This window comes from Enterococcus florum, from assembly GCF_004309355.1.
GTDB classification, from domain to species: Bacteria; Bacillota; Bacilli; order Lactobacillales; family Enterococcaceae; genus Enterococcus_A; species Enterococcus_A florum.
In genome coordinates this window covers 1-20,737 of sequence record NZ_BJCC01000043.1, presented here as the reverse complement: position 1 = coordinate 20,737, position 20,737 = coordinate 1, and the positions used below count along the sequence as shown (strand labels likewise).

The 20,737-nt window shown below is 40.5% G+C and carries 19 protein-coding genes; 16 read left to right on the top strand and 3 right to left on the bottom strand.

Features of this window, described 5'->3' with window-relative positions; genetic code table 11:
* Positions 1-50: 50 nt before the first annotated feature.
* Positions 51-677 carry an MBL fold metallo-hydrolase gene (locus NRIC_RS18775; RefSeq protein WP_146624257.1) on the bottom strand — a complete coding sequence of 209 codons (627 nt, stop codon included), beginning with the start codon at positions 675-677 and terminating at the stop codon, positions 51-53.
* A 134-nt stretch (positions 678-811) separates the two neighbouring features.
* Here NRIC_RS18775 and NRIC_RS18770 point away from each other — a divergent pair, with 134 nt between their 5' ends.
* Together NRIC_RS18770 and NRIC_RS18765 are read left to right on the top strand one after the other, a co-directional pair.
* Positions 812-1,171 carry a phage holin family protein gene (locus NRIC_RS18770; protein ID WP_146624256.1) on the top strand — a complete coding sequence of 120 codons (360 nt, stop codon included), beginning with the start codon at positions 812-814 and terminating at the stop codon, positions 1,169-1,171.
* Between the two features lie 57 nt (positions 1,172-1,228).
* Entirely contained in the window at positions 1,229-3,583 is a 2,355-nt protein-coding gene (locus NRIC_RS18765) for a helicase C-terminal domain-containing protein (protein ID WP_146624255.1), read from the top strand.
* 12 nt (positions 3,584-3,595) lie between these two features.
* On the opposite strand, the gene NRIC_RS18760 is transcribed toward NRIC_RS18765, so the two are convergent.
* Positions 3,596-4,087, bottom strand: coding sequence for a YajQ family cyclic di-GMP-binding protein (locus tag NRIC_RS18760; RefSeq protein ID WP_146624254.1), 492 nt, complete (start codon positions 4,085-4,087; stop codon positions 3,596-3,598).
* A gap of 192 nt (positions 4,088-4,279) precedes the next feature.
* Between NRIC_RS18760 and NRIC_RS18755 the strand changes: the two genes are divergently transcribed.
* From NRIC_RS18755 to NRIC_RS18720, 8 genes are all read left to right on the top strand, one after another.
* Positions 4,280-5,170, top strand: a complete 891-nt coding sequence (locus tag NRIC_RS18755; RefSeq protein WP_175580161.1) for a YitT family protein — start codon at positions 4,280-4,282, stop codon at positions 5,168-5,170.
* 86 nt (positions 5,171-5,256) lie between these two features.
* Positions 5,257-5,598 (top strand): metal-sulfur cluster assembly factor, encoded by a 342-nt coding sequence (locus tag NRIC_RS18750; RefSeq protein WP_146624252.1) that lies wholly within the window; start codon positions 5,257-5,259, stop codon positions 5,596-5,598.
* Between the two features lie 479 nt (positions 5,599-6,077).
* Positions 6,078-7,613, top strand: coding sequence for an ABC transporter permease/substrate-binding protein (locus NRIC_RS18745; protein ID WP_146624251.1), 1,536 nt, complete (start codon positions 6,078-6,080; stop codon positions 7,611-7,613).
* The gene (locus tag NRIC_RS18740) at positions 7,614-8,561 is read left to right on the top strand and encodes an ABC transporter ATP-binding protein (protein ID WP_146624250.1); all 948 of its coding nucleotides are present in this window, start codon (positions 7,614-7,616) and stop codon (positions 8,559-8,561) included.
* 12 nt (positions 8,562-8,573) lie between these two features.
* Positions 8,574-9,899: a dihydrolipoyl dehydrogenase family protein gene (locus tag NRIC_RS18735; protein ID WP_146624249.1), complete on the top strand. Its 1,326-nt coding sequence runs from the start codon at positions 8,574-8,576 to the stop codon at positions 9,897-9,899.
* A gap of 74 nt (positions 9,900-9,973) precedes the next feature.
* Positions 9,974-10,660: a hypothetical protein gene (locus tag NRIC_RS18730; RefSeq protein ID WP_146624248.1), complete on the top strand. Its 687-nt coding sequence runs from the start codon at positions 9,974-9,976 to the stop codon at positions 10,658-10,660.
* A 4-nt stretch (positions 10,661-10,664) separates the two neighbouring features.
* Positions 10,665-11,585 (top strand): sce7725 family protein, encoded by a 921-nt coding sequence (locus NRIC_RS18725; RefSeq protein ID WP_146624247.1) that lies wholly within the window; start codon positions 10,665-10,667, stop codon positions 11,583-11,585.
* Positions 11,575-12,225, top strand: coding sequence for a GNAT family N-acetyltransferase (locus tag NRIC_RS18720; protein WP_146624246.1), 651 nt, complete (start codon positions 11,575-11,577; stop codon positions 12,223-12,225). The genes NRIC_RS18725 and NRIC_RS18720 overlap by 11 nt, the downstream gene beginning before the upstream one ends.
* Here NRIC_RS18720 and NRIC_RS18715 read toward each other — a convergent pair.
* On the bottom strand, positions 12,214-12,759 hold the full coding sequence (locus NRIC_RS18715) for a guanylate kinase (protein ID WP_146624258.1): 546 nt from the start codon (positions 12,757-12,759) through the stop codon (positions 12,214-12,216). The genes NRIC_RS18720 and NRIC_RS18715 overlap by 12 nt on opposite strands.
* A gap of 204 nt (positions 12,760-12,963) precedes the next feature.
* On the opposite strand from NRIC_RS18715, the gene pbp4 reads away from it, so the two are divergent.
* From pbp4 to asnB, 6 genes are all read left to right on the top strand, one after another.
* The gene (gene pbp4, locus NRIC_RS18710; RefSeq protein WP_146624245.1) at positions 12,964-14,973 is read left to right on the top strand and encodes a penicillin-binding protein PBP4(5); all 2,010 of its coding nucleotides are present in this window, start codon (positions 12,964-12,966) and stop codon (positions 14,971-14,973) included.
* A gap of 57 nt (positions 14,974-15,030) precedes the next feature.
* A complete protein-coding gene (locus NRIC_RS18705) occupies positions 15,031-15,213 on the top strand; it encodes a hypothetical protein (RefSeq protein ID WP_146624244.1) in 183 nt (60 codons plus the stop codon).
* A 340-nt stretch (positions 15,214-15,553) separates the two neighbouring features.
* A complete protein-coding gene (locus tag NRIC_RS18700; protein WP_146624243.1) occupies positions 15,554-16,600 on the top strand; it encodes a DUF1002 domain-containing protein in 1,047 nt (348 codons plus the stop codon).
* Between the two features lie 116 nt (positions 16,601-16,716).
* Complete coding sequence (locus NRIC_RS18695; RefSeq protein WP_146624242.1) at positions 16,717-17,556, top strand: hypothetical protein; 840 nt, start codon at positions 16,717-16,719, stop codon at positions 17,554-17,556.
* Positions 17,557-18,576, top strand: coding sequence for a hypothetical protein (locus NRIC_RS18690; RefSeq protein ID WP_146624241.1), 1,020 nt, complete (start codon positions 17,557-17,559; stop codon positions 18,574-18,576).
* A 189-nt stretch (positions 18,577-18,765) separates the two neighbouring features.
* Positions 18,766-20,646, top strand: coding sequence for an asparagine synthase (glutamine-hydrolyzing) (asnB, locus tag NRIC_RS18685; protein WP_146624240.1), 1,881 nt, complete (start codon positions 18,766-18,768; stop codon positions 20,644-20,646).
* Positions 20,647-20,737 lie beyond the last annotated feature (91 nt).

The following is a 20,737-nucleotide window of genomic DNA, read 5'->3' as shown; positions in this document are numbered from 1 at the left end:
GAAATTGGATGAGTGTCGGCTTTTCTATAAAAGCGAATTATGAAATTGGCTCAATTAAAGAAAGGATTTGTATCTATTTCACGGCCAATGGTGGTTGCATCTCCATGGCCCGGATACGCAGGTAATTCTCTCGGCAAGGTGAAAAGATAGGCTTTGATACTGTACAACAACTGCTGCAGATCTCCAGTATGCAAATCCGTTCTGCCGATACTCCCTCTGAACAAAGCATCTCCGACGATCACAAAATCGTCAAACAAGAAACTTACACTGCCAATTGAATGTCCCGGGGTCGGTATGACAGTAAAGCGCATGCCGTCAAAATCATAGTCCTTCAATTCGAATTCATATTCAGCAGGCTGAAGAATGATGTCGGGAATATCGTTGTGACTTCCCAAACCAGAAAGATTTAAAATGGGATCGCCTAACCACTCCTGCTCTAAAGGACTTACATAAAGTGGAACCTTATAGTGGTTTCGAATTTGCTCAACTGCACCAATATGATCGTAATGTGTGTGTGTCAGTAAAACCGCAATTGGTTTTCTGCCAATTCGTGAGATTTCTTGAATGATTCGATCCCCCTCAGCGCCGGGATCGATCACTAGCAATGAATGCTCGTTATATACCAGATAACAGTTTTCCTGAACTGGACCTGTAACCAATCTTTCGATATGGATCATGTTTTCCCTCCTTACGATTCTTTGTTTATTATACATGAAAATACGGGAAAAGTGGGAGAGTGACCACTTTTTCATTGACGATCTTATTGAAAAAACGTTTTCTTATTCGTTGATAGTCAAAGGAGGTGAAGGGAATGGATCATATGGGAAGTGTCATTGGGTTAGAAGGCCGTTTTCTGAATATTTTATCGTTGATTTCACTGGCAATGCTGCTTGATCTGTCAACGGGATTGATTGCTGCTAAACTCACGCGCTCAATTTCTTCTAAGAAAGGGATCAACGGCATTTTAAGGAAGATAGTCAGTTTGATCTTGCTGTTGTTCTTCGTACCGGTCGCCAGGTTGATACCCATGAATGCAGGAGAAGCTCTGTTATATGCATTCTATCTCTGTTTCTTAGTGATGGAAATTCATTCAATTTTAGAAAACTGCGAGAAAATGGGGATCAAGACCGATCTTTTCAAGTCTTTTTTAGATCATTTTAACGACAAATAGACTTGACGAGATCAGAAAAATCTTCTATGGTGGTAGGGCACGAAATGAGGTGACAAAGTGTCCATTCAAAAAATATCTGTTCGCAACTTGGTCGAATTTATTTTGCGCAGCGGTAGTATCGATGAAGGAAAAAGCAGCAATCACACCGCGTTGGAAGGAGCTAGAATCCATCGCAAATTGCAAAAAGCTGCTGGTGCAGATTATCAAAAGGAAGTTTGGTTAAAAAAGAAGGTAACCATGGCTGATACTGAGATCCAAGTAGAGGGTCGGGCCGATGGGATTTATGAAGAGGACGGCCTGGTCACTATTGATGAGATTAAAACCTCAGAGATCCCCTTTGAAGAAGTTGAGCAAGGAATAATAAATCTCTATTTTTATCAAGCAATGGTATATGCCTATATTTTTGCAGAACAAGAGGAGCTTAAAGAAGTTCAAACACGCTTAACCTATTATCAAACGGTGACAGAGGAGACCACTTACCGATTTCGTCGTTTTTCAATAGAAGAATTGAATGATTTTTTTCAAGACTTGATGACACGTTACGAAGCTTGGTTCGTTTACCAGACGAATTGGCGCAATCAAAGAAACCAGTCCTTGCAGCAGCTGCAATTTCCTTTCCCTGTTTACCGGGCGGGACAGCGTGAATTAGCCTCTGCAGTGTATAAAACGATTGCTGCTCAGCAAAAGCTTTATGTTGAGGCGCCGACAGGAATTGGCAAAACAATGTCCAGCTTATTTCCTGCATTCAAGGCAATGGGAGAAGAATTAGGGGAGCGTATTTTTTATCTTACTGCTAAAACCATTACACGGCAGGTTGCCGAGGAGACGACTGATCGATTAGCCAAAGAAAAAGCCGAAATCAAAAGTGTGACTCTCACTGCAAAGGATAAAATCTGCTTTTTGACAGAACGGAACTGTACACCAGAACATTGTCCCTTTGCCAAAGGCTATTATGATCGAGTAAATGATGGATTGTGGGATATGCTGCAGACCGAGAATCAATACACTCGTCCAGTCGTAGAACATTACGCCCGAAAACACGAGCTTTGTCCATTTGAATTGTCCTTAGATGTCAGTCGTTTTTGTGATCTGGTGATTGGAGATTATAATTATTTATTTGATCCTACTGTCTACTTACGTCGATTTTTTGAAGAGGAGAATAAGGGGAATTTAGTTTTAGTCGATGAAGCACACAATCTTGTTAATCGCTCTAAAGAAATGTACTCTGCTCAGCTTTCTCGCCAACGCATTTTTGAAGTTTCACAAGGATTAGAAAAGAAGTTCAAACGGCTGGTAAAAGCGTTTAACCGTGTCGACAACGAATTTGAACTGATCGCTCAAGTATTGGAAGAAAAGAAAACGAAATATCATCATCAAAAAGCAGCTCCTGAAAGTCTATTGAATCAGCTTTTTCATCTTCAAGAGCTGATCAAAGAATGGCTGGCAGAGAACCCAGAGCATCTGATCCAAGAAAAAATGCTGACCATCTATTTTGATATCAATCGCTATACGAAGATGTCCGAATTTTATGATGACCATTATGAAACGACTGTTGAGAACACTTCTTATGACTTGATCGTTAAGGAGTATTGTATCGATCCTTCTTATTTGTTAAAACAGACGATGGAGAAGGTCGGAAGCACGGTTATGTTTTCTGCTAGTTTTTCTCCGTTGGATTTCTACCGTGATCTTTTAGGTGGAGAGGAGGATAACTTGACTTATCGTCTGCCCAGCCCGTTTCCTAAAAAAAATCAGCTGGTGATCGTGGATGCAGGTATTCAAACCACGTACAAAAACCGTGAACAAAATATTCCCAAGATTGTGGCTGCCATATTTGCTTTGATTACTCAGAAACAAGGAAATTATATGGTTTTTTTTCCATCCTTTAAGTTTTTGGATCAAGTAGCGGAAGCTTTTAATGAAACCTATCCAGAAATAACGTTGATGATACAAGGTTCAAAGTTGGATGAGCAGGAGCGCGAGAATTTTCTGGCTCAATTTAAAGAAAAACCGACAGAAACCTTGGTCGCCTTTTGCGTGTTAGGCGGAATTTTTTCTGAGGGGATCGATTTGACTGGAGAGCGACTCAGCGGAGCCGTGGTAGTTGGAGTAGGACTGCCCCAGATAAATCACGAGCAAGAACTAATTAAGGCGTATTATGACGAGAAAAACCACCAAGGATTTAGTTATGCGTATCAATTGCCTGGCATGAATAAAGTGATTCAAGCCGCGGGTCGAGTGATTCGGACGATGGATGATCAAGGGATCATTTTGCTGTTAGATCAGCGTTTTACTCATCCACATTATGCCACGCTGCTTCCTCCAAATTGGTCGGATAGAAAAATCGTCTATTCTGCTGAAGCGATAAAAGAGTGTGCAACAGCCTTTTGGCAACATAAAATGCAGCCGTGACGGCTGCATTTTTTAGCGGTAATTTGTAAATTGAACATCGATCGGTAAATCCAATTCTTTCACTAAAGCGATGATTTTTTGTAGGTCATCACGATTTTTACCAGTCACACGCAACTGGTCCTCTTGGATCTGTGCTTTTACTTTCACTTTACTGTTTTTGATAGCTGTCGTAATCTTTTTGGCGTTTTCCTTGTCGATTCCGCTGACTAGATCAGCTTTTTGTCGTGCCGTCCCCCCAAGTGCGTGCTCAGAAGCTGAAAAATGGATATTTTTTAAGGGAACCCCACGTTTGATCAGTTTACTAAATAGGACGTCTTTCACTTGCTCTACCTTGTAGTCATCCTCAGCCGAGACTATCAATTGATTGCCCTCTAAAGCAATATCGAATGTGCTGCCCTTGAAATCGAAACGATTCTTCAGTTCTTTGAGAGCGATCTGGATCCCGTTCTTTACTTCTTCATTGTTCATTTCTGAAACGATGTCAAAACTTGCATCTTTTGCCATAGTTGTCCTCCTTATAGTTTAGAAGCTAGTGAAAGCTGCTTAGGTTTTTTTCCTACTAACAGTTTATCAAAAAATAGTAAGAATGCTATGATTATTCTCTTATAATGCGTAAGAACTATTGCTACTTTTAAATTTCACCTGTTATTCTGTACTTGAATGTTAAACTTGGAGGAGTCAAAGGTGTATAAAAAAATGGATTATATCAAAAAGGATCTTTTTATTAAAATCGCCGTTATCATTTTGACCGGCATGACAGGTGCGGTAGGTCTGAATTTTTTTCTGATTCCAGCAAATGTTTTTTCTGCTGGGATGACTGGTATCGCCCAGATCATTGGTGCCTTTTTTCAGCAATTAGTGGGTATTTCGATCGATACAGGCATATTGATCTTCCTGCTGAATGTTCCTGTGTTCGTTTTGGGATTTATTAAATTAGGAAAATCGGCGATGATCCTGAGTTTCGCCAATGTCATTGCGTTGTCTTTATTCACTACGATTGTCCCAGTCGGGGAAATTACGGACAACGTATTGATGAATGCCATCACGGGCGGAGTCCTATTAGGTTTAGGAGGCGGATTTTCATTAAAATACGGCTTTACGACTGGTGGACTAGATATTTTATCTTTGCTTTTATCGCGAACCACTGGCCGAACAGTTGGTAATTACATTATGCTGATGAATGGGATCATCGTGGTCGTGGCTGGTTTTTTCTTTGATTGGGAGAGCGCCTTGTATACGATCATTACTATTTTTACGATGGGAACGGTGGTGGATATGATTCACACGAGTCATCAGAAAATGACCGCATTTATTACCACTCAGAAAAGCAAAGAATTGAGAGATGCCCTTTATCAATCCTTGGTTCGAGGTATGACGATCATTCCAGCACGTGGTGGATTTAGTTCGAAAGAGCGGGATGTTCTAATGGTGGTGCTGACGCGTTATGAATTGTATGCTTTGAAACAAATTGTCCGTGAAGTTGATCCAATGGCCTTCACCAACATCGTAGCCACAGATAGTGTCATTGGTCGCTTTTTAAGTGAGGATGAACAAAAAAAGGTTAAAAAAGATTCAACAAAAACGTAACTTGATGGATATCCGTTCAGTTGCCGTTTACAAAAAGTAAGGGATAGAGTAAAATAAGCTAGAACTTCGAAAAAGGAGTGAACAGAATGGAAGAAAACAAACAAGGTTGGACAGAGCAAGAAATCGAAGAAATCAAAGAACGGATGCTGACAGCTCTCGAAACAGTTATCGATCCGGAGTTAGGTATAGATATCGTTAATCTTGGATTGATCTACGAGGTCGATTTTGACCACGAAGGGAATGCGGAAATCAAGATGACGCTCACAACCATGGGATGCCCGTTGGCAGATGTATTAACGGACCAAATTCAATCGGCGCTGCATGAGATCCCAGAGGTAAAAAATGTTGAGGTCAAATTGGTATGGTATCCAGCCTGGACCACTGACAAGATGAGCCGTTATGCACGGATTGCTTTAGGGATTCGCTAGGGATTTACCTTGATTCAACAACGTTTTTGACTCAATTACTCGGTAGTCCAACCATTTTCAGGAAAAAACTGGACAATCATTAAAATGAGTAATTGGATAGATGAAAAGTCTTCTCTTTTTAATAAAGGGAGGGCTTTTTTTGTTGGAAAAGTTTTAGAGGTAATTGAGAGAATGATTTAGCATTGTGTAAGAGAAAGCCCTTTCCCTTAATTTATTTTTAATGAAGTGTTCTCTTGTCCAAAAAGAACGTACGTTCTATATTGTATTAAAGAAACATTTTTTAAATGGACATATGTTAGTCAACTAGTTGAAAATCAGGATGCCATTTCTTTGCTCGGCGTATGGATTGCTGAGCGATCCTTGTGAAACAATCAAGAAAAACGACAACGATTTTAAGCAGTTGCTTGTGAGCGAATCTTTTTGTCCTGTCCTGACGTTCCGTTATACTGAGGGTAAGTCATACTAGAAAGGGAACCATTATGAGTGAAATTATCCAAACATTCAGCGAACGGAGAAGTGAATTGTTTGATGCCATTTTTGAGCATTTAGCCATTTCTTTGAGCGCCTTATTGATTGCAATTGTGATCGCCATTCCACTTGCTATCTTGTTGAGTCAAAATAAAAAAATGGCAGAAGTTGTTTTGCAGATCACAAGTATTTTACAAACCATACCGTCATTGGCTTTGCTTGGATTATTAATTCCATTTGTCGGTATTGGGACCGTACCTGCGCTGATTGCGTTAGTTGTTTATGCGCTGTTGCCGATATTTCAAAACACGTATATTGGACTTTCAGAGATTGATCCTTCGATCGAGGAGGCTGCAGACGCATTTGGCATGTCTCGGACAAGGAAGCTTTTTAAAGTCGAACTTCCAATGGCGATGCCAGTCATAGTTTCCGGAGTTCGTACTGCCTTGGTACTGATCATTGGTACGGCTACATTAGCAGCTCTGATCGGAGCCGGCGGACTAGGAACATTCATTTTGTTGGGAATCGATCGAAATGATCCAAGCCTGACGTTGATTGGTGCTGTCAGTTCAGCACTGCTGGCGATTTTATTTAGCGGATTGATTCGTTTCTTACAACATCGAAGCATGAAGGCGACTTTAATTGCTTTAGCAGTAATTTTCTTAGGGATCGGTGGTATTTTCTTTGCCCAGCATAATCCGATTGCTGGAGAGACAGTGACGATTGCTGGTAAATTGGGAGCAGAGCCGGATATTTTGATCAACATGTACAAAGATGTGATCGAGGATGAAGATTCTTCCGTCAATGTTGAATTGAAACCGAATTTCGGGAAAACAAGTTTTCTATTCAGTGCTCTACAAAACAATCAAATCGATATTTACCCAGAATTCACAGGCACTGTTTTAGAAAGTTTGGTTGAGGTTCCTGAAGGGACTGAAACAGACGGTTCTCCTGATAAAACATATGAGGAAGCCAATAAACTCTTAAAAGACCAATTTGACATGCAGTTATTGGAGCCAATGGAATATGAGAATACGTATGCTTTAGCCATGCGTCGTGAACAGGCTGAAAGTATGGGAATCTCGAAAATCTCAGATTTAGTTGCACATGAAGGCGAATTGCGAGCTGGCTTTACTTTAGAATTTATTGATCGGGAAGATGGCTATCGTGGGATTCAGGAAAAATATGGATTGAACTTTGGTTCGGTCCAAAGTATGGAGCCTGCTTTGCGTTATCAAGCGATCCAAAATCAAGATGTTGATGTGATCGATGGTTATTCAACAGATAGTGAAATCAAGCAATATGATCTGGTAACGTTAGAAGACGATATGCGTTTGTTCCCGCCTTACCAAGGAGCGGCCATCATGCGAGGCGAGTTTGCGAATGACCATCCAAATGTGGTTAACGCATTAAACCGCTTAGCTGGTAAAATCACTGAGGACCAAATGATCGAAATGAATTATGAAGTCAACGTTGAAGGAAAGCAGCCTGCTCAAGTTGCCCGTGACTTTTTGGTCAAGGAAAAGATCATTGAGGAGGGAAATTAGATGGAACCAATTATTGAATTTAAAAATGTTGCCAAAGAATTCGAGGGTCAGGTCGTTTTAAAAGATTTGAATTTGGAAGTAAAAAAGGGGGAAATCTTTGTCTTAGTTGGTCCCTCCGGAAGTGGTAAAACGACATCTCTGAAAATGATCAATGGCTTAGTTGAACCCTCTGAAGGAGACGTTTTTTTCAAGCAAAAACGAATCAAGGATTATGAACTTCAAAAGCTGCGTTGGAAAATCGGTTATGTATTGCAGCAGATCGCGCTTTTTCCTACGATGACAGTCAAAGAAAATATTGATGTTATCCCCGAAATGCTAGGATGGGACAAAAAACGCAGAAACCAGCGAGCCGATGAGCTGTTAAAAGAGGTAGACTTAGATCCCAAGACCTTTTTGCAGCGGATGCCAGGTGAATTATCTGGTGGTCAAAGTCAACGAATCGGTATTCTTAGAGCACTGGCGGCTGAGCCGGATATCATTTTAATGGATGAACCTTTCAGTGCTTTGGATCCGATCTCTCGATCCAGCTTACAGGACCTAGTGTTGGAACTACACGATAAACTTGGCAACACGATCGTTTTCGTGACGCATAACATGAAGGAAGCGTTGAAACTAGGAGACCGCATCGCAGTAATGAATGAAGGGAAACTAATTCAGTGTGATACGCCGGAAAAAATCCAAAGTCAGCCTAAAAGCGATTTTGTCAGGGACTTTTTTGACGAAGCCAATGATGAATTCCATGAACAAACGTTGCAAAATGTCTTTAACACCGATTATTATCAATCAGTAAAAATGAGCGATCCGACAGTACCGATTTTACCTCTGTCAGCTACTTTGACACGTGCTTTCGAAATACTCGCAGATCATGAGAAATTTTATGTAGAAGACCAGGAAAGGAAGATCGTCGGCGAGATAACTCGTGCAAACATTTTCCGATTTTTAAGTTAGGAGTGAATGTTCATGAAAAATTATGATGCGATCGTAATCGGCGGTGGTCCTGCTGGAACAGCCGCCGCATATGGATTAAAAGAACAAGGAAAAGCAGTTGCGATCATCGAGTCAGACTTGTGGGGCGGTACTTGCCCCAACCGTGGCTGTGATCCAAAAAAGATCTTGATGAGTGCTGTAGAAGCAAAATCAAAAGTAAAAAAACTCAATGGCAAAGGGCTTGAATCAGATCCAACCATTCATTGGGAAGAATTAATGGCCTTCAAGCATTCTTATACAGACACAGTGCCTGAAGGAACGAAGAAGGGGCTGATTGATACAGAGATCGATACGTTCGAAGGCCAAGCTGAATTTGCTGATTCTCATACAATCAAGGTTTCAGATGAAGAATTAAAAGCAAAACAGTTTTTGATTGCTACTGGACAGCGGCCGTCTGTATTGCCGATTGATGGTCAAGAGTACCTGCAAAGTAGTACCGATTTTCTTGATTTGGCGCATCTTCCAAAGCGGATCGCGTTTTTAGGTGCTGGATATATCTCTTTTGAATTAGCCGCGATCGCCAATGCAGCCGGTGCAGAAACACACATCATTCATCATAATTCACAGCCTTTGAAAGGCTTTGATGAAGAACTTGCGTTGGAGTTGGTCAAACATTTAGAAGAACAAGGTATTGTGTTCCACTTTAACGTGGGCGTCAAAACGTTAGAGGCCCTCGATCCCGGCTATCGTTTGTCCGCTGATGGCTTTGAGTTAGAAACGGATATGGTCCTCGGAGCAACTGGACGTACTCCGAACATTGAATCCTTAAAGCTTGAAAATGCAGGAGTAGAATACACGAAACGCGGAATCGTTGTGGATGATCATTTACGTACTAACCAAGCACATATTTTTGCATGCGGGGATGTACTTGATAAAACTCAACCGAAATTAACGCCTGTTTCGGGCTTTGAGGCAAATTATGCAGTTCAAGCCATGGTCGGTATAAAAGAAGCCATCGAATATCCGTTGATTCCCACTATTGTCTTTGGAGATTTGAAATTGGCACGAATCGGCATGAGTGAAAAAGAATTGGCTGAGCATCCTGAAAAATACCACAGTGAGACAACCGATCTTTCCAGCTGGTTTACGTTCATGCGGATCAATGAGCAAGAGGCAAAAATAAAAATCGTTTATGATGAAGCAGACACGATCGTAGCACTATCTTGTTTGAGCAGTCTTGCGGATGAACTGATCAATTACTTTTATTTTGTGTTTGAAAAGAAAGTCAGTCATCAAGAATTATCGGATTATATTTTCGCGTATCCAACACCAGCAAGCGATTTAGAATATTTTATTTAAAACAGAGGATTTCCTCTGTTTTTTTTGGTGCCGTTATGCTAAGGTATACGAAAATACGTTCCCATGGTGATGAAATGAAAACAGAATTGACACAGGAAATTGAAAAGGCCTTATATTATTATTGTATTGATTTAGGAGCTCTAGTTGTAGAAGAAGTTTCTATGCCAGACGAGCAGGGTATCGTTGATACGTTGGCTTGTTTTTTTAAAGAAGAACATTTTGAGTGGCGCTGCTATGAGTTAAAAGTTTCCAAAGCAGATTTTCGATCAAAAGCTAAATTGTCATTTATCGGTCATTACAATTATTTTGTCCTTCCTGAATCGCTTTTTCAGCAGGTAAAAAAAGACATACCTAGTAAAATCGGCGTACTGGTTTACCGTCCATATGATTTTATGGACGAAGACATGAGAGCCAACGGAACATTTACTATTGCTAAAAAGCCCGTTCGCCAGGATTTATTCGTTCCAGAGACCGCTTTGATCCAGCGATTTATGTCATCAATGTTTCGAGAAGTCGCTAAAGCGAAGCGAATGGACTACGGCACTTCCTTTTTTTCCACTGAACAATTATACAAAGAATTACGGAAACGAAGCTTGAATAAGGATGTTTTGGCAGAAGACAACTATTACCATCGCTTCATCGAAGATCTACAATCCGACCGTTTGGCTGGATTGGAGGAGGAGTTGGAGGCATTAAAACAAGATTATGCCTTTTTAAAACGTCAGCGCCAAATAAGAAGACCAACCGAACCATTGGAGTGAGAAGATGTACTACCCTTATTTACGAGGAAAACAATTTGATTTGCTTGCACTGAATGTCTTGATTCAAAATCAGCGCTGGTCGAAAAAAATTCAGCCGATCGTCGAACCAGTTCGTGATTCGGCTACTCTTAAGAAAACAGTCGAATTGTTCGATCAGCACCAGTTCCCGCTGTATTTGATCGACAATCCGCAAGTAGGAACTTATAAATTATTTGATGAAAAGAAGCATTCCTGGCAGCTGTCAGAAAACTCTTCTGTAAAAAAAGCCAAGATCGTTGAGGATACAACGTGCGCAGCGGCAGATTTATTGCTTTTCAATGAACGTTCACCAAGAAACCCTCAAGGATTGCTGCCTCTGGTCAATAAAAAAACGATGTTGGTTATTCCAGATCAGGGACGCTTCCGCATTTTACCAGCAAAAGAAAAAATTATTTTGAAAGAATCGTTTCAAACAAAGCGTCATGTTGCTGATTATGGAACAAAAGAAGATGACTTTTTTACAGACGATCACTTATACTATTTAGAAGATGGTCTAACTGGATTTAGTGATTTTACGATCGATGGGCGCCGCTATTTTGATAAGGGTGGCCCAAGCCGGGCAATAGCGATCCATATTACTTATTTCGATGCTTACTTGAATCTGCGAGTGAAGCATTTTGTTTCTGACTCTAATGATTCTGCTAAAGATCAAGGGTTAAAATTTATCGAAGCATTGGAAAAGCTGGTCAGCTGGTATCACAGAAATCAAGATCAGCTGCTGAGTACCCTTGGGCTGGAGGAACTCATGAACTACGCACATCAAAACAAATTTCCTGGTTTAGGAACGATAAAAAAATGGTCGCTGGCCCATCATTTAGAATTGATTGGCAGCTATCTCGAGTGGGGCGATCATTGGAGGAGAGGAATGGGAAAGCATGGGATATGAAGATCAAGATTATATCATTCGCATGGCAAAACAAACTGGAGAAGTCTTAGGAGGCATGTTAGGCAAAAAGGACGCAGAGGAAATTCTTTCCTTTGGCGAGGAGCAGAAAAATTCGGAGCTTCTGGCAAATCAAGGTCTTTTACGAAAAGCGGTCAAAGCAGATATTCCGGAATTGATGCAAATCTTTGACGAGGCTAAAACCTACTTAAAGGAACAAGGCTCACCACAATGGCAAAATGGGCAAGGACCGACAGAAGAAGTTATCTTAAAAGATATTCAGAAAGAAGCTAGTTATGTTTTAGTAGAAAATGAGACTATTCTTGGCAGCTTTGCATTGATCGAGGGGATTGATCCTGTTTACGAAGCGATCGATGGAAGCTGGGAGGGAGAATCAAGATACGTCTCCATCCATCGTGTGGCAATCAACCAAAAGCAGCGAAGCAAAGGGCTGGGAATCAGGTTGGTGCAGCACGCTGTCAAGCAGGCACGAAAAATCGGTTATCAAGACATCCGGATCGATACTTATCCAAAGAATTACCCGATGTTGCGGGTGATCGATAAGCTAGGCTTCAGTTATCGGGGAATGGTTCATTTTCCTATTCAGGATGGAGAGAGAAAAGCCTTTCAGCTACTTCAATGATTCTCGAAGCTGTTGACTCATTGCTTCTAAAGAACGTTCCCCGTCGATGATAATCAGATCAGGTAATGCTTCCAATTTCGTCAAATTTGCCTGATCTTCATCAAAAAGAGCCAGCCTTCTGTCAATCTCTTTCGAATCCGTTTGACGGTTTTTCAGCCGATCCATAAGTGTTTCTTTGGAAATAGTGATCCAAACAGGAACAACGGCATCACCAAAGCGACGGCGCAGGTTCCAAAAACCTGATGCAGTAATCGGATCATAACAGTCCCCATTTCTTAATCCCGATTCGATACTTTCATTGGAGATGCCATAGTACTGTCCATCGTAGTGATCGTACTCGGCAAATTCCTGCCGCTGAATCATTTGTTGGAATGTGTCTTTGGAAATAAAATGATAATCCTGACCGTTTTTTTCACCCAAACGAGCAGGTCGAGTGGTGTAGGAAACGATTTTTTGATCCGGTGAAAAACAGTTTTCGGCTAAACTAGTTTTGCCGGAACCACTAGGGCCGATAAATAAGTAACAATAATTCAAAGGAATCACCTCTTTTTTATTAGTATAATGAAAAGAAGGCTTTTCAGCCAGAAAAACAGCAACTCTGATGAAAATCACAGGTCATTTTTCCTATTTAATTTTTGTTAAAAAAGAAAATTAGATAATGCTTTTTCCAAAACAAAGGATTACTCTAAATAGAATCATTGAGACCAGTGAAGGAAGATAGAAGGAAGGTCATATGCTATGGAAAGATCAACTAAACGTAAATCAAGCAGCAAAAAAACATGGGTCACAGCAGTGGTACTTGTGTTGCTGGTCATATCTGCTTTTGTCGGGTACAGATTTTATCAAGCACAGCAAATGAAGGCCCGGGGAGAAAAAACGATCCAAGGATTCACTAAAGCTTTATCGGATGGCGAATACCCACAGCTGACTCAATACCTTGAAACTGATTCGATCAAGGAGAGTGGCTATACTGAAAAAGCGGTTCAGGAAAAATATCAGTCGATTTTTTCTGGTATCAGCGCTTCTAATATAAAGGTAAAAAATGTTGAGATCAATGGTGATCAGTTTCGCTATGCTCTTTCAATGAATACTGGGTTGGGTTCCTTAAAAGATCAAACCTACCAGGGAAGTTTTTCCGAAGATAACCAAAAAATCAATTGGAAGCCTGATTTGATCTTCCCAGAAATGGCTGACAATGACAAAGTCAGTTATCAACCAAATCCAGCTGAGCGTGGAGAAATTTTAGATCGCAATGAGCAAGGACTGGCTGTAAATGGCACGGTCTATCAGCTAGGTGTCGTCCCAAAAGAGTTGGGCGAGGGGGCTGAGAAAGAAAAAAGAATCGCGGCGATCGCTGAGGCTATTGACAGCAGTGTGGACTCGGTCAACAAAATGCTTGATCAGGCTTGGGTTCAACCAGATCTTTTCGTTCCGTTAGGCACAGTTTCTGAACAGCCAGAAGGGACGCCAGAGGGATTGGAGGTGCGCCAAGCGACTGGGAGGACCTATCCGTTAGGTGAGGCTGCGGCCCAACTCATCGGTTATGTTGGCAAAGTGACTGCAGAAGATATCGAAAAAAATGAGCAGTTGTCCAGCGAAAGTTTGATCGGCAGAACCGGTTTAGAACGTGCATTGGACAAAGAACTTCGCGGGAAAGACGGCGGCGTTTTAGCAATCACAGATAAAAATGGACAACAAAAGAATGTACTTCAAGAAGTCAAACAAGAAAATGGGAAGACGATCAAACTCACAATTGACAGCAAAGCTCAGCAGATCGCCTATGACTCTCTAGACGATCAATCAGGCTCCAGTGTTGTGATGGCACCAAAAACTGGTGAACTAATGACGCTAGTAAGCAGTCCTAGTTTTGATCCTAATAAAATGACCAACGGTATCAGTCAAGCAGAATACGACACGTATAATAATGACACCAAGCTTCCTTTTTTAAGTCGGTTTGCTACGGGCTATGCCCCTGGTTCGACTTTCAAAACAGTCACAGCAGCAATCGGATTGGATTCTGGAAGTTTGGACCCAAATCAACAAGTAACGATCGATGGGTTGAAATGGCAAAAAGACAGCTCATGGGGCGGTTATCAGGTGACCAGAGTCAGCGAAGTCAGTCCAGTTGATCTTAAGACAGCCTTAGTGTATTCGGATAACATTTACATGGCACAGGAAACGCTGAGAATGGGAGAAGATACCTTCAGATCAGGTTTAGACAAATTTATTTTTGGTGAAAAGCTTGATTTGCCGATCGCTATGGATCCAGCACAAATCTCAAATAAAGACAGCTTTAATTCCGAAGTGCTTTTAGCCGATACCGGCTACGGCCAAGGACAGTTGCTGCTTAATCCTATTCAGCAGATCGCCTCTTATTCAGTTTTTCCAAATAATGGAACATTGGTTTATCCCAAATTGATTGCCGCAGAGGAGACAAAGACAAAGAAAGAGGTAATCAAAAGTCAAACAGCATCATTGATCACACAAGATATGCAGGCAGTTGTTTCTGATCCAAATGGGACTGCAAATAGTCTTGCTTCATTAGGCATTTCGTTAGCAGCGAAGACCGGTACTGCTGAGATCAAAGAAAACCAAGATGAACGTGGGAAACAAAATAGCTTCCTATATGCTTTTGACGCTCAAAATCAACGTTATTCTGTTTTAGAATTTCTCGAAGATCGTGAAGATAATCAATCAGCCACAGATTTGTCGAGAGAACTACTGACTTATTTGGATGAAACCTATTAACTATGACTTGTTCTTCATCAATAGGATTGGTAAGATATCTCAGAAGGACGGTGTATCATGAACAAGAGACAAAAGAAAAAACAAGCGTATAAGCATTATATCCGAGCTATTTTTGAAGGGTATGAAAACATGCTGGAGAATCCTGATCTAGAAGAATTAAAATTTCATTATTTGAAGGAACAAACGATTCTTTCTAGAGATGCAGAAAAAAAGATTCATTTCACAACGAAAGAGAGATAAACAATGATAAACGTTGGACCTTCAAAAGTTCCAACGTTTTTTTGTGCGAGCGAAAAGATCAAGCTAACTATTACTGAAGAGGATTTTCTATCATTGGTTTATCTCCGAACTTAGCTTTGGTCCTTGTAAAGACGATGGCTAAGCTCTAAGCCGGCGATCAGTTGTCAGCGAAATTTTAACGATATTCATAAAAATTTTCTGTTTTCATCGTACTTTAGTCGGAGATTTTTGTTAAATTATCGTTGTATTGATAAATAATTAGTTAAGCTGTATTATTCTTTTTGCTGAAAGAGCTAAAATCTACTAAAATAAAAAAGGTAAACCAAGGAGGAAGTCGTAAATGAAAACACATAAATATATTATGTTAACAAGCTTACTCATATCTTTGGGAGTCGGAATTGGTGTATCAAGCAATCCCGCGTTTGCAACAACTGCGAACTCAGAGACGGTCATCAATGAGCGTTGGGGAAAACCCACATTTGTTGCTGGAGCTGGTTTAAATCAGCAGCAACTAAATGAAACCATGCAGGTCTTAGGCGTGAATCAAGACAATGTGAAGATGGAACAAGCAACTGGAGCTGATCTAGTGAACTACTTAGGCTACGGCAGCGGGGATGATAGTGTGATGCTGAGCTCAGTAGTGGTGAATCGAGAAGATCCTGGCAAAGGCATCGAGGTGGATATCCTGACACCTAATAATATTACCCAAATCACAGCTGATCAGTACAAGAATCCACTAGTCACAGCAGGAATTTCTGATGCCACTGTTAAAGTAGCGAGTGTCGTAAAAGTGACAGGAGAAAGTGCTTTGACTGGGGTTTATAAAGCATTTGAGTCCAACGGCGAGCAGGTAAATCCTGAACGGGCACAATTGGCTCAAACAGAATTGAATACGACAAATGAAGTAGCTCAGGATATCGTGAGCAATGCCAATCAAGAATCAGCGAATGAAAATCTTTCGAACAGTGACCAGGAAAAAGCGGATGAAGCGTATAAAGCTCAACTGAATCAAGCGCTGGTTGATATCAAAAAAGAATTGGCTGAACTGAAAGAAAAACAAGGTGAGTTGGCAACCAAAGAAGAGGTAGAAAAAATTGTCAATGATGCCTTAGAGAAAAACAATTTATCAAACTATGTTGGTGAGGATCAAGTCAATAAGCTGGTTAGCTTAGCGCAGCAGTATCAAACGACTGATGGGGTCTTAGATAAAGAATCCATCGAGCAATTGGATAAGATCAGCGGTGATTTTAAGAACACTGTAGACAAGGTTTCAGATCAATTGGGTCAGTTTGGAGACCGATTGAAGGGAACGCTAGAAGAAAACCAGGGATTTTTTGCAAATCTATGGCAATCGATTAAGGATTTCTTTTCTAACCTGACAAATTAAGCGAAAACGTTGGCTGTATTTGGCCAACGTTTTTTGTTCTTTTACGAGAATATGTTTTCTTTTATATTCAAAAAAATGGTACTATTAGAATATGAAAATATGAAGGAGGGTCTTAGATGGGGACTCCAGAAAAACAGGCACCAGAAACGTCTTTTGATTCGGTCAAAGAATCAGCTTCAAATGTTTTAGGAGATTTAATGTCTCAGCTTCAACGATTAGAACAGGCAATGGAACAAGAAGATATGGGAGCAGTCTACCAAATTTATTGGAAGGAATTACCTGCATCGATCCAACAATCCAGCAATGCAAATCATGAAATCGATAATTATTTGACCAGCAAATTGGATCGAGAATTATTAAAACGATTTCCTTTTATGCGCCTAAATGATCAATTATCTCCGATCCTTCTAAATTACCAGCTAGGCAGTTATTATCGAGACAGAGCGGTGCTTCAGATTGATGCCACGCAGCCTTCACTTACTATTTTGCCGGAAATCTTGGCTCAATGGAAAAAGGTTGAGGCTGGGGACTATAAAAAAGAAATCGCTTCTTTCTTGACGAAAGAAGATGAATTAGATGCAAAGGCAATTGCTGCGCGTTCGGAGATTCAAAAAATCGATGAACAAATTCGAGAACAAAGCCGCGCGAAGAGAGAGCTAGAGGAAACCAAAGGCTTGTTGAATCGTAAGAAAATCGAGGAAGAAATCGAGGAATTAGACAAGAAAATCAATGCTTTCAAGGCCGAACGAGAAAAATGGACGCCATATGTAGGAAATGATATTTCTCGCGACTCTGAAAAGATTAACCTCGATCGACAAAAAAAGAGTCTTGAGCTGGAACAGGCGATTGCATTAAAGGAACTGCGAATCATTAAAAAACGATTTGGCAGTTTGGCTGAGATGGAAAAGCAACTGAAGCAATTCATTCAAGATTTCTTGAAAAAGGGGGACAAGTAGATGGCTGATGAAAAGAAAAATCGCATCAACGATCTTTATGATACCTTGGTCGATCCAGAAGAAATGACAGAGTCCACAGAGCCTGTTGAAACCGCTACTGTAAAATCCGATGAAATTGTTGAGGAAACTTCACCGAAACAGACAGAGGAGAATAAGAAGCGCCACAGTTATTCGTATTACAAAAACCGGGAAAATAATTATCAGGACTTACTGACCCTGATCTCAGATGCTGAGAGAGAACTTGCTGATTTAAAATTCCGCAAGATATTAATGGAATCAGACTTCGAGACCTTATTGAATTATTATCGGGAAGTCTTTTTGACGAAGGAAAGGGAAGCCTCTGCCATCGCCAAGGGTGCATTGCTGGAATACTTTACTTTTGAATTGTTAAGACCATTAGAAAGTCGGGACTTGCATTTGTCGAATCAAGAATTCTCAACTTGGGAAACGAAGAATTTCACGCTTTCTTATCGTTTGATTGACGACAACTACATCGTTTTCCAATTGATGATGCCAACCTCTGATGGGAAGATCAGAACAGAAAAAATCAAGTTGATGACCGTTTATCCTGAGACGATGCGGGTTGAGGTATTGAATGATGCTGTACTAACCTTATTGAAAGACTGTTATGAAAAGCATATTTATACGAGCGGACAAAACTCTATTTTTAGTTACCAAATGAATGAGGTTTTCAGCAATATGAAGGAACTCGGCTTTGAAATGAAAGACAATCTGTTAGACAACAGCGGACCATTAAGCTTGTCCTTCCGTTTGCCGCATAAGATTCGAACCGAAACACTGGATGACATCTTCATTACAACCATGAATGATCCGAAGCTGGATTTCAAGAAACTAGAAGAAAGTCAATATCTAGTGAAACTAGAAAATCAGCAAACCGTGCAAATTACGGAAGATGAGAAAAAAGAAACCAGCATTTTGATTTTGGACACAGCTGATAATAACAAATCATTGATCGAATTTTTTGGCGCCTATCCGTTTTTAGTTGCATTAACTTTATAGACTGAGAGAAATAACCTAGGACAATTGCTTATTCATTGTTCTAGGTTAATTTTTTTTGAAAAAAATTAAGAAATCACGATAAAATCAACGCAAAAGTCAGTCTACTCGTGAAAGTCGCTGAATCCTATGATATACTTTGAAAGTTGATACTTTTGTATCATTTAGCACGTATGAAAGAGGGTAGACACTGTGTGCGGAATTGTAGGATTTGTTGATCGTTCGACCACAACAGATAAAAAAAGAATTATCAAAGAAATGATGGATACCATCATCCACCGAGGCCCCAACAGTTCAGGTCAGCATGTTGATGAAGGCGTGGCACTGGGATTTCGCCGTTTAAGCATCATTGACTTGGAGGGTGGCTCACAGCCGATATATAATGAAGATGGCACGAAGGTCATCACCTTTAATGGAGAGATTTATAATTATCAAAGTATTCGGGAAGACTTGATCGCAAAAGGCCATGTCTTTACGACGCATGCAGATACCGAAGTTTTACTGCATGGGTATGAAGAATATGGTAGAGAACTTTTACAAAAAATTCGCGGCATGTTTGCCTTTGTGATCTGGGATACGGAAAAGCAGGAACTTTTTGGTGCACGAGATCATTTCGGAATCAAACCGTTGTATTATACCCAAATGAATGGGACGTTCATGTATGGTTCTGAAATCAAAAGCTTCTTGAAACATCCTAATTTCAACAAAGAATTGAACAAAGAAGCGCTCAAACCGTATATGACTTTTCAATATTCAGCTCTGGATGAGACGTTCTTCAAAAATGTTTATCGGATCAAGGAAGGACATTATTTCACTTATAAAGATGGTGAATTGAACATTCAGCAATACTGGGATGTCGATGAAAAAGAAACCGATCTGACTTTAGAAGAGACGGTAGATCTTATCGATGAGACCGTCGTTTCTTCGGTTGAAGCACATCGTATTGCAGATGTGGAAGTGGGTTCTTTCTTGTCATCTGGAGTAGATTCAAGCTATGTGACCGCGGTCTTGCGTCCAGAACATTCTTATTCGATCGGGTTTGGCGATAAAACTTACAATGAATCTGTCGAAGCAAAGAAACTGGCCGATTTGATCGAGTTGAAAAATATTTCTCGCATCGTTACTGGAGATGAAGCATTTGAGTATTTCCCATTGATTCAGTATCATTTAGACGAACCGGATTCAAATCCATCTTGTGTTCCGCTCTATTTTTTAGCTGAACTAGCTAGTCGGGATGTCCGCGTTGCCTTGAGTGGAGAGGGGGCAGATGAACTGTTTGCCGGCTACCAAGCATATGGAATGAATACCAATTCGAAGGTCGTCAAAGTTGTCGCTGAGGGATTGAAAAAATTACCAAAAGGCATGCGTTACAAAATTGGACGTGGCCTGAAGGGGAAAACTTTCCGAGGAGCGTTACACTTGTATACATCGTTAGCACCCGCTGAAGATTTCTTTATCGGTCAGGCAAAAGTATTCGAAGAGGCAGAAGCAGATGACTACCTGCAGCCAACTTATCAGAAAAGTCCTACAGTCAAAGAAATCGTACAAGTTCATTATGATAAAGTCCAAGACATGTCGGAAATCAAAAAAATGCAATATCTGGATATGCATCAATGGATGCCAAAAGATATCTTGCTGAAGGCGGACAAACTTTCCATGGCTAGTTCTTTGGAAGTTCGTGTACCATTGCTGGACAAAGAATTGATGAAGGTATCTGAACAGGTTCCAACAAAATACCTGATCAATGCTGAAAATACAAAATATGCTTTCCGCCAAGCTGCATCTCGTCATTTACCGGAAGAATGGTACAACCGAGAAAAATTAGGGTTCCCAGTACCGATCAAAGACTGGTTGAGGGAAGAAAAATATTACAAAATAGTTCGGACGGTTTTTGAACAATCATTTGTTCAAGAATTCTTTGATCAAGAGAAGATCTTGAAATTGTTAGACGACAACTATCATGGAACTGCAGATGGGCGTCGTAAAATTTGGACGATCTTTACTTTCTTAACTTGGTACCAAGTCTACTTTGTAAATAATGGAGACAAACCTGTACCATCAGAAGTTGCATAATCTTAAAACCACGAATGACTCCTTTCGTGGTTTTTTCTTTTTGTATGTTTGAAAACCACCTGCTGTGCTGGTGGTTCAAAAGAGCTTCCAG

Bases quoted from the DNA above. Each gene is read 5' to 3' on its own strand.
- NRIC_RS18720 (WP_146624246.1), top strand. From the start codon at position 11,575: ATGGGATATGAAGATCAAGATTATATCATTCGCATGGCAAAACAAACT.
- NRIC_RS18750 (WP_146624252.1), top strand. From the start codon at position 5,257: ATGGAAGAAAACAAACAAGGTTGGACAGAGCAAGAAATCGAAGAAATC.
- NRIC_RS18730 (WP_146624248.1), top strand. From the start codon at position 9,974: ATGAAAACAGAATTGACACAGGAAATTGAAAAGGCCTTATATTATTAT.
- NRIC_RS18725 (WP_146624247.1), top strand. From the start codon at position 10,665: ATGTACTACCCTTATTTACGAGGAAAACAATTTGATTTGCTTGCACTG.
- NRIC_RS18740 (WP_146624250.1), top strand. From the start codon at position 7,614: ATGGAACCAATTATTGAATTTAAAAATGTTGCCAAAGAATTCGAGGGT.
- NRIC_RS18745 (WP_146624251.1), top strand. From the start codon at position 6,078: ATGAGTGAAATTATCCAAACATTCAGCGAACGGAGAAGTGAATTGTTT.
- NRIC_RS18735 (WP_146624249.1), top strand. From the start codon at position 8,574: ATGAAAAATTATGATGCGATCGTAATCGGCGGTGGTCCTGCTGGAACA.
- NRIC_RS18770 (WP_146624256.1), top strand. From the start codon at position 812: ATGGATCATATGGGAAGTGTCATTGGGTTAGAAGGCCGTTTTCTGAAT.
- NRIC_RS18695 (WP_146624242.1), top strand. From the start codon at position 16,717: ATGGGGACTCCAGAAAAACAGGCACCAGAAACGTCTTTTGATTCGGTC.
- NRIC_RS18775 (WP_146624257.1), bottom strand. From the start codon at position 677: ATGATCCATATCGAAAGATTGGTTACAGGTCCAGTTCAGGAAAACTGT.
- NRIC_RS18690 (WP_146624241.1), top strand. From the start codon at position 17,557: ATGGCTGATGAAAAGAAAAATCGCATCAACGATCTTTATGATACCTTG.
- NRIC_RS18760 (WP_146624254.1), bottom strand. From the start codon at position 4,087: ATGGCAAAAGATGCAAGTTTTGACATCGTTTCAGAAATGAACAATGAA.
- pbp4 (WP_146624245.1), top strand. From the start codon at position 12,964: ATGGAAAGATCAACTAAACGTAAATCAAGCAGCAAAAAAACATGGGTC.
- NRIC_RS18700 (WP_146624243.1), top strand. From the start codon at position 15,554: ATGAAAACACATAAATATATTATGTTAACAAGCTTACTCATATCTTTG.
- NRIC_RS18755 (WP_175580161.1), top strand. From the start codon at position 4,280: ATGGATTATATCAAAAAGGATCTTTTTATTAAAATCGCCGTTATCATT.
- NRIC_RS18705 (WP_146624244.1), top strand. From the start codon at position 15,031: ATGAACAAGAGACAAAAGAAAAAACAAGCGTATAAGCATTATATCCGA.